Here is an 8,456-nt window from a genome sequence, read left to right as displayed (position 1 = left end):
CTGATAGAAGTTTCACTTTATGTTTGAAATCTACAAATTTGCAATTAAATAGATGTATCAATAAAGAAGCTGAAGATAGGTTAATAAATTTTCACACAAATGAGAACATATTTGTGTAATATGTTCTCATTTGTGTGATCAGTGTTTTTAAAATGCTCAGTTTTTTTACGAGTATTTAGGATACGTAGCAAGCACCTACAATGATTAATAAAATAAACAACACAACAATTAATACAAAGGTATTGTTACAAGGTACGGGACAAGTATATCCATAACTAGGAGCGGTATATGCATAACTAGGTGCAACATAAGTTGGTTGTGGCGGAACATTAGCTCCAAATACAGGTGCCGCGTTTACGTTAGCTCCCATATAAGGTGCTGCATTGACATTAGCCTCCATGTTCATACATCCTTTCTATATACTGTATATTCACTACATTATACTCACCTAGTTTCAAATTGCCCCTTTCTGCCAAGAAAATGGGTAAAAGCCCTAAGAACTTATGGTCTAATCTGTTTTTGTAGATAAGTGAGATAGTGCAGAAAGGAAATAGAGCTTTTGTTATGATGGGATATGATATGTTGTTTTTTATAAGCAGTGTAATCCCTTTGAAAAGTTGATAACTGAGATAAATGCTGAAAGGACGGGTGTGTTACCAATCTTGTTAAATAAGCAGATTGATTGCTCCCCGGACGTCTTTGTTTATTCAAAAATTCAATCATTTCTTTAGCAGTCTTTATTCCAGCACCATGGCCAAAAAATTTTCCGTCGCTCACTGCGACAGCGTTTACGCCCCTGTACCAAGAGATTTTTCGATTAAAGTCTGGATTCTTGAAATAAACAGCATCCCCGGGTAAAAACTGATTCGCATAATAAGTATAAATCCCTAGGTCAGGATCAGCATGCCAGCTATATAAATAGATATTTCGAAAGAGGGAGTTAAAAAGAGATTTTCCAATACTCTTTAGTACAGCATGGTAAAAGACGATGATACAAGCTGTTGCACATTCAAATGCATACTGTGAACTATTTTGATAAATGTCCAGAATGGCAGCCGATGGACTTACTTTAGACTTTAACAGGAAGCCACCTGCTTTTGTTAATTTCCAGTAGGTATCATTACACTTAGCATACTGAAAAATTGTAAACTTAGCTTGACTATTATTCATTGCTTTCGAGCTTTCTATAATGTTTTTTCGAAGGTTAAGCTCAAATAAAAGTTTATGGATAGAAGGATAGGAATATAAGACAGGAGTGTCTGACATTCGCTTAATAATCACTTTTTCTATACTTCCTACGTTCAATGAACTTGGTTGAAAAGGCATCCCAGATACTTGTATCATGAAGTTCTCCCTTCCAGAATGGCATTGTTCTTATAATATTCGAGTTAGCGTTTAAAGATGTTGGACTTTAATTTTAGGATAGGCAAATAAATGTTGATTAATAGGGCAGATGAGTGTAGAAAGCTGACTGCTTAAAATGTACTTTATGTTAATCAGATTTATATAAATCAATTAATTGGTCATATAGGGTGTTGACATTTCACTCTTATTATTTTAAAATTCAGAATACATTAATAATTTATTGTTATGAAGAGGATTAAGAAATAAGGCTCTTATGTACAGAGAGCAAAGGATTTGCTGAAACCTTTGCCATAATCTTTAGTTTCGCCGTCGCCTCTGAGCTGTTTTCCTGAACGACAGAGAAATTTGTTCAATAGGGAAAACCGGATTGCATACGTTACAATGCCAAAGGTTTCATATAGTTTGAGACCTGCTGAGGTTATATGCTGTAAGGCATATAATAAATCAGGGTGGTACCACGGAAGCTAACCTCTTTCGTCCCTTATACGTAATTATTATGCGTTTTGGGATGAAAGAGGTTTTTTTATATTTATTAAGGTTAAATTATGAAAGTTAAAGAAGTTAAGCTATGAAGAGGATTAAGAAATAAGGCTCTTATGTACAGAGAGCAAAGGATTTGCTGAAACCTTTGCCATAATCCTTAGTTTCGCCGTCGCCTCTGAGCTGTTTTCTTGAAAGACAAAGAAATTTGTCCAATAGGGAAAACCGGATTGCATACGTTACAATGCCAAAGGTTTCACATAGTTTGAGACCTGCTGAGGTTATATGCTGCAAGGCATATAATAAATCAGGGTGGTACCACGGAAGCTAACCTCTTTCGTCCCTTACACGCAATTATTATGCGTTTTGGGATGAAAGAGGTTTTTTGTTTTAAATAAATACAATCATTTATTTTTTAAGGAGGAAAAAGAATGGATACTCAAATTACAAATATTTTATCTAAAAAAGAGATGAGAGAAAAATTACTAAAGCCTGATTACTTATCTGGCTCAGAAATTTTGCTTCGTTCCTTGTTATTGGAAGGAGTAGATTGTGTTTTCGGTTATCCGGGAGGATCTGTACTGTATATTTATGATGCCATGCATGGAAATAAAGATTTCCGCCATCTTTTAACACGCCATGAACAAGGAGCGATTCATGCTGCGGATGGTTATGCGAGAGCAACTGGAAAGGTAGGAGTATGTATTGCTACTTCCGGGCCTGGAGCAACAAATCTTATTACAGGGATTGCTACAGCTTATACTGATTCGGTGCCTCTCGTTATTATTACGGGAAATGTACCGACATCTGTAATCGGGACAGATGCTTTTCAGGAGGCTGATATCATTGGAATAACGATGCCTATTACGAAGCATAGTTATCAAGTTCGGGATGTAAAGGATTTGTCTACGGTTATTCGTGAAGCATTTCATATTGCTTCTACTGGAAGAAAAGGACCGGTATTGATTGACATTCCAAAGGATGTATCAGCCGATAAAACAACATTTATTTATCCAGAAGAAATTAATATCCGAGGTTATCATTCCACTATTCAAGCTAACAGCCAACAGATAGAGAAATTACTGGGAGCTATAGAAGAAGCAGAACGTCCTGTTATCTTAGCGGGTGCAGGTGTTGTTCATTCCGGTGCACATTATGAACTTATAGAATTTGTAAATAAAACAAAAATACCTGTTGCTACTACACTTCTCGGATTAGATGGATTTCCGAGTGCCCATGATTTATGGATAGGGATGCCGGGAATGCACGGCACGTATACCGCCAATACCGCGATCCAAAATTGTGATCTTTTAATTAGTATCGGTGCCCGCTTTGATGATCGGGTAACGATGAAATTAAACGGTTTTGCACCACATGCAAAAATTGCACATATCGATATTGACCCTGCTGAAATCGGAAAAAACATTAAAACTCAAATACCTTGTGTAGGTGATATAAAATCAGTGTTAACATTAGCTAACTCATTGGCTAAACCTGCTCAATCGGAAGCTTGGATTGAACAAGTAAGCGAAAATAAAGAGAAATTCCCTTTGAAATACAAAGACGATGATCAAGTACTAAAGCCGCAGTATGTAATTGAAATGATTCATGAAACAACGAAAGGAGAAGCCATTATTACGACAGATGTAGGACAACATCAAATGTGGGCTGCTCAATTTTATAAGTTTAATCACCCACGTTCCTTGATTACTTCTGGTGGTCTCGGTACGATGGGATTCGGCTTTCCTTCTGCTATCGGTGCACAAATTGGAAATCCCGACCGTCTCGTTATTTCTATTAATGGTGATGGCGGCATGCAAATGTGTGCTCAAGAATTAGCTATTTGTGCAATTCACAATATTCCTGTAAAAGTAGTAATCATCAATAATCAAGTGTTGGGAATGGTACGACAATGGCAAGAAATCATATATGAAGAACGATATAGCCAAATTGATTTAGCAGGAAGCCCGGACTTTGTTAAGTTAGCTGAAGCATATGGAGTGAAGGGACTTCGGGCACAAACAAAAGAAGAGGCTCAGCTTGTGTGGAAAGAAGCATTAGAAACACCTGGTCCTGTAGTAATTGACTTTGTTGTACCTAAAAATGAGACTGTCCTTCCGATGGTTTTACAAGGTAAAACGCTAAGTGAAATGATAATGGAGGAATAGAAATGACGGAAAATAAAAAAACAATTTCGCTATTAGTGAAAGATCATCCAGGTGTAATGCAGAGAATAACAAGTCTTTTTACTCGACGTGGATTTAATATGGAAAGTATTACAGTAGGAGCGGCAGAGGAAGTCGGTTTATCAAGAATCTTAATTGTTACGACTTGCAATGAAAACTTAGCGAATCAAATATTAAATCAGTTACTGAAACTAATAGATGTTTATGAAGCAATAGTTCTAAAATCTGAGGAATCAGTTATGCGTGAATTAGCACTTTTAAAAATTAATATAGAGCCAAGCATGGTAAAAGAAATTACTGATCTAGTGGATGAACTTCAGGCGACTATAGTAAACAGTAGTACAACAACATTAATTATTCAAGCTGTAGGAGATACAGAAAGGATTAATACGATAGTGAAGCAATTAAGCCCATATGGAATTTGTCGAGTATCACGTACTGGAATGATTGCAATAGAGAAATAAAGTGGAATTGATGAAATGAAAAATATAAATTAAATTATTAGCAGATTGAACAGTTAAGGAATTGATTCTAGATGAAGTATCTGCTGAACTAATATTTGCTTTAATAAATAATTAACAGGATCTTTGGATAAAGATCCTGTTTTACTGTCTAAAACGTCAATTATGTTAACTAGACATAAACAAGTTTATTTAGAAATTTTCATTCAACTAACTAACAAGTTAGTAGAAGAAAGCAATTGAATTATATGGTGAAATAAAACATATTCTTTGTTATGAGGGGAATTAGTTTTCCTTCGACTAATAGGGCAGAAGAGTTGAAGAATGATATAAAATCAATTACTATTGATTTTATTTTGTGACTAATGTAAGATATATTGAAATTAATTGCTTAGTTAAAATTCTGTGAAGAGAAAGAGTACGTTATAAGTTCTGTTCCCAAGAGAGCTGGTGATTTGCTGAAAGCCAGTGTTCAGGTTATAACTGAAAATCATCTCTGAGAAGTAAAGCTGAATGTTTAGTAGGTTTTATCGGATTCCACCGTTAGAGGGACAGCGTATGGTTTTGTACGCCAGTAAAGAATAATAATATGCTTATTTGTTGTTTAGGAATGTGTGAGCTATTTATTAAACAAGAGTGGTACCGCGAGTTCAAATCTCGTCTCTTAATGAGACGAGATTTTTTGTTTTTTTGATCTTTTAAAAATCAATGAAAATGGATATGGGGGATGAAACAATGCAGATTCGTGAAATGGAAGAAAAGGACAATCAAACAATGGAGCAAATTATTAAACGCTCATTGGAATCATTTGACTTAAACATTCCAGGAACAGCCTATTTTGACTCCCAACTGAGCAGGCTAGCCCAATTTTACAAGCAACAAACAAATGCAAAATATTGGGTTGTAGTGAATCATCAAGATGAAGTGGTAGGTGGTGTGGGTATTGCCCAATTTGGACAGAAGAAGGGGATTTGCGAGCTGCAAAAGCTATACATTACACCCGAAGCTCAAGGAATAGGTCTGTCAAAGGAGCTGATGAAAGTAGCACTCGACTTCGCCAAAGAACACTATACATACTGCTACTTAGAAACATTTAAGAAACTCCAAGCAGCTAATCTTCTTTACATCAAATTAGGCTTCCAGCAACTTGAAAAATCACTAGATGAATCAGAACATAATGCCTGTGACGCTTGGTATATAAAAGAATTATCGTAAAGGAGATATATCTACTGATGCTGATAAGTTACCTTCTATAAGGCCTGAAGCACTGCAATAAATTCCGTATACGTTTGCCGATAGAAAAAGAGTAACTTAGAACAATGATTTTTCTTAAACAATATTATTATTATTTGTTTTAATTTTAGAAAAAGCTGAAATGAATATTTTTAAGAACTTTAAAAGAAGGTACTGTATTTTAAGCAGTGTGTCCTTTACATTATTCAACTAATAGTGCATGTTTTTGGAAGAAAAAAAGAAATCATATTTTAGACATATCTAATTTGTGATTTCTTTTTTTATTTTAATTTTTTAATGTACCCTACTTACTAATTTTTTGAATTCAATTGATTTCGTCACACCAATACTGTATGATGCATAGTATAGAACAAATACTGTATGACATATAGTATTGAAAATGAGGTGGGTGAATGAGTAATTTATTGAATTCGTTAACGACGGAGCTTAGGAGAGGAACGTTGACATTAGCCGTTTTAAGTCAATTACGAACCCCGCAGTATGGATATTCACTTGTTCAGTTATTAGAAGGGTCTGGTATTAATATAGATCAAAGCACCTTATATCCTTTGCTTCGACGATTGGAGAAACAAGAGCTGGTGTCGAGCAGCTGGGATACATCTGAGAGCAGACCTCGTAAATATTATGTTTTAAGTGAATATGGCTTAGAGATCTTTTTGCAGTTAAAAAAGGAATGGTTAAAGAATTCGAAAGAGCTTTATGACTTATTAAAAGGGGAGGAAGAAGATGAATCTAATTGAGGTTTATATACAGGAAGTTACTCGGAGGCTGCCTGAAAAAAACCGTGATGACATTGCACTGGAGTTACGATCAACGATAGAGGATATGCTGCCTGATGATTACAAGGAAGAAGATGTAAAAGCAGTTCTTGAAAAGTTAGGAAATCCAGTCACATTGGCTAGCCGGTATCGAGATCGGCCAATGCACCTTATTGGTCCACGTTATTTTGATGTTTATGTTACGTTATTGAAAATGATTTTACCGATTGCCACTGTCATTTCATTGATTTCGATTATTCCTGAATATTTTATAGATTATCATAGTAAGGAAGCAGTAATTAATGTCGTTTTAAATATTATTGGTTTTGGCATATCGAGAATCCTTGAAGTAGGGATGCAAGTATTTTTTTGGCTGACACTTGTGTTTGCTATTTTAGAAAGAACAGATAAAGGAACAGAGGAGCATCCGTTAACAGCAAGCCTTAAAAAATGGACTCCTGATGATTTGAAAAATATCGCTTATATCCCTAAGAAAAAAGCAATTTCAAAGTTTGAAGTATTCGGAAGTCTGATGTGGACTGCGATTTGGGCAACAATTTACTTTTATGCGCATCATCTTCTAGGTGTATATGAGGGAGATGGAAACGGACTCGAATTTGTGACTCCATCTTTAAATCAGGAAGTTTTACTGCAGTATTGGCCAATCGTTCTTGTTGTTATTGGTTTAGAAATAGCATTAGCTCTTTACAAATTAATCAAAGGACAATGGACAAAAAAAATGGCAATAAGCAATACTGTCCTCCAGCTAATTGCAACTGTTGGACTTATTGTAATATTATTAAATCCAAATCTGCTAAACAAAGATTTCATTATGTATATGATGGATTTATTTACTGTAACTAATAATCAACTTCAAACGTGGATAGTTGGGGGTGGAATTCTCATCTTTATCATATGTGCGGCAATCAGTGTATTTGATGGCTTCCGCAAGGCTAGTATTCGTTAGTTCATATTTATTAAATTAACTTATTTCAGTAAATAGCCAGAAAGATCTTTTATTTGAACTGCATCTCAACTATTAGTAGTGTCTAACAATTGGGATGCAGTTCATTCTAATTCAGCATTGAATTACAATATATTAAAATCAGTGACGAGTGAAACTATCCGATCTTCTTCATCAAATCCCCAGTAGGAAGCATAGAAACCATCTCCATATCCTGAATTAAACATTATTATATTGAGTCTGCTATCTTTGCATACTTCGAGATTACCCCAGACGTCATCATTTTGTATTAATACATCTTCTACAAGATCATCATATAAGCTTATGAAATCTTCACCAAGCTCTTCTGCTAATTCAGCTTCTATTTTTTCTAAATTATTTATAGCTTCAACATCTGCAAAACATCCTAGACCAGTATCAACCGGATAACCAAATATCTCTCCTTTTTTTAATTCTTCTATCTTTTGCCCAGGTTTTATTGCCATTTCCCAGCGTACTGGCGTAGTCTCCGCTAATTTTAATTCAGCTGCAGCAATCTGTTCTTCTTCATCAAACCAAACAAATAATGGATACTCTCCGATTGGAACTGTCTGTTTAAAAGCTTTTTTATGAAATAAGAGGGGATCACAGGCAACGATTTTACCCGAAACAATCTTTAACTGACCTAACATTTCTGATCGAAGTTTTTTATCACTATTTAAAGATAAATCCAATAATACTTTTGATATATTCATAAGTTTGCTCTCCTTTGTTCATTTTGAGAAATGATAGCATTTGTCCAAATTTTAACATACCTGTTTTAAATTATCTGCTTATTTAGCTAGACTCTCTGGATTCAATGTGTGGATTGCTATCTAAAAACGTATGTTATGTTAATTAGAATGTAGAATAGATTATTTGCACTTTTTTACTGTTAAATTTGATTGAGTTAAAACTTTCATAACTTTTCAAAAATTTATCCCAGCCTTAACGAGCACTAAGACTCCCA

At 34.9% G+C, this 8,456-nt stretch carries 8 protein-coding genes and 3 other annotated features; of the genes, 5 read left to right on the top strand and 3 right to left on the bottom strand.

Annotated elements, in window-relative coordinates; all coding sequences use genetic code 11:
- Positions 1 to 175: 175 nt before the first annotated feature.
- The gene (locus BFA01S_RS23770; protein WP_066234873.1) at positions 176 to 400 is read right to left on the bottom strand and encodes a YjcZ family sporulation protein; all 225 of its coding nucleotides are present in this window, start codon (positions 398 to 400) and stop codon (positions 176 to 178) included.
- 101 nt (positions 401 to 501) lie between these two features.
- Positions 502 to 1,344, bottom strand: a complete 843-nt coding sequence (locus BFA01S_RS19580; protein WP_066234870.1) for a protein-glutamine gamma-glutamyltransferase — start codon at positions 1,342 to 1,344, stop codon at positions 502 to 504.
- A 237-nt stretch (positions 1,345 to 1,581) separates the two neighbouring features.
- Positions 1,582 to 1,850, top strand: a binding site (T-box leader).
- Between the two features lie 74 nt (positions 1,851 to 1,924).
- Positions 1,925 to 2,193: a binding site (T-box leader), on the top strand.
- Positions 2,194 to 2,276: 83 nt separating this feature from the next.
- Between BFA01S_RS19580 and ilvB the strand changes: the two genes are divergently transcribed.
- From ilvB to BFA01S_RS19555, 5 genes are all read left to right on the top strand, one after another.
- On the top strand, positions 2,277 to 4,013 hold the full coding sequence (ilvB, locus tag BFA01S_RS19575; RefSeq protein WP_066234867.1) for a biosynthetic-type acetolactate synthase large subunit: 1,737 nt from the start codon (positions 2,277 to 2,279) through the stop codon (positions 4,011 to 4,013).
- Positions 4,014 to 4,015: 2 nt separating this feature from the next.
- Positions 4,016 to 4,495: an acetolactate synthase small subunit gene (ilvN, locus tag BFA01S_RS19570; protein ID WP_066234864.1), complete on the top strand. Its 480-nt coding sequence runs from the start codon at positions 4,016 to 4,018 to the stop codon at positions 4,493 to 4,495.
- A gap of 393 nt (positions 4,496 to 4,888) precedes the next feature.
- Positions 4,889 to 5,160: a binding site (T-box leader), on the top strand.
- A 67-nt stretch (positions 5,161 to 5,227) separates the two neighbouring features.
- Positions 5,228 to 5,707: a GNAT family N-acetyltransferase gene (locus BFA01S_RS19565; protein WP_066234862.1), complete on the top strand. Its 480-nt coding sequence runs from the start codon at positions 5,228 to 5,230 to the stop codon at positions 5,705 to 5,707.
- Between the two features lie 431 nt (positions 5,708 to 6,138).
- The gene (locus BFA01S_RS19560) at positions 6,139 to 6,486 is read left to right on the top strand and encodes a PadR family transcriptional regulator (protein WP_066234857.1); all 348 of its coding nucleotides are present in this window, start codon (positions 6,139 to 6,141) and stop codon (positions 6,484 to 6,486) included.
- Entirely contained in the window at positions 6,473 to 7,471 is a 999-nt protein-coding gene (locus BFA01S_RS19555; RefSeq protein ID WP_066234855.1) for an HAAS signaling domain-containing protein, read from the top strand. Before BFA01S_RS19560 ends, BFA01S_RS19555 begins: the two co-directional genes overlap by 14 nt.
- A 122-nt stretch (positions 7,472 to 7,593) precedes the next feature.
- Here BFA01S_RS19555 and BFA01S_RS19550 read toward each other — a convergent pair whose 3' ends face one another.
- Positions 7,594 to 8,196: a DUF4241 domain-containing protein gene (locus tag BFA01S_RS19550; RefSeq protein WP_066234877.1), complete on the bottom strand. Its 603-nt coding sequence runs from the start codon at positions 8,194 to 8,196 to the stop codon at positions 7,594 to 7,596.
- Positions 8,197 to 8,456: the final 260 nt, after the last annotated feature.

The organism is Metabacillus fastidiosus NBRC 101226 (assembly GCF_001591625.1).
In the GTDB taxonomy this organism is placed as follows: Bacteria; Bacillota; Bacilli; order Bacillales; family Bacillaceae; genus Metabacillus; species Metabacillus fastidiosus.
The sequence above is the reverse complement of the archived record's forward strand: the minus strand, read 5'-3'. Positions and strand labels throughout refer to the sequence as shown.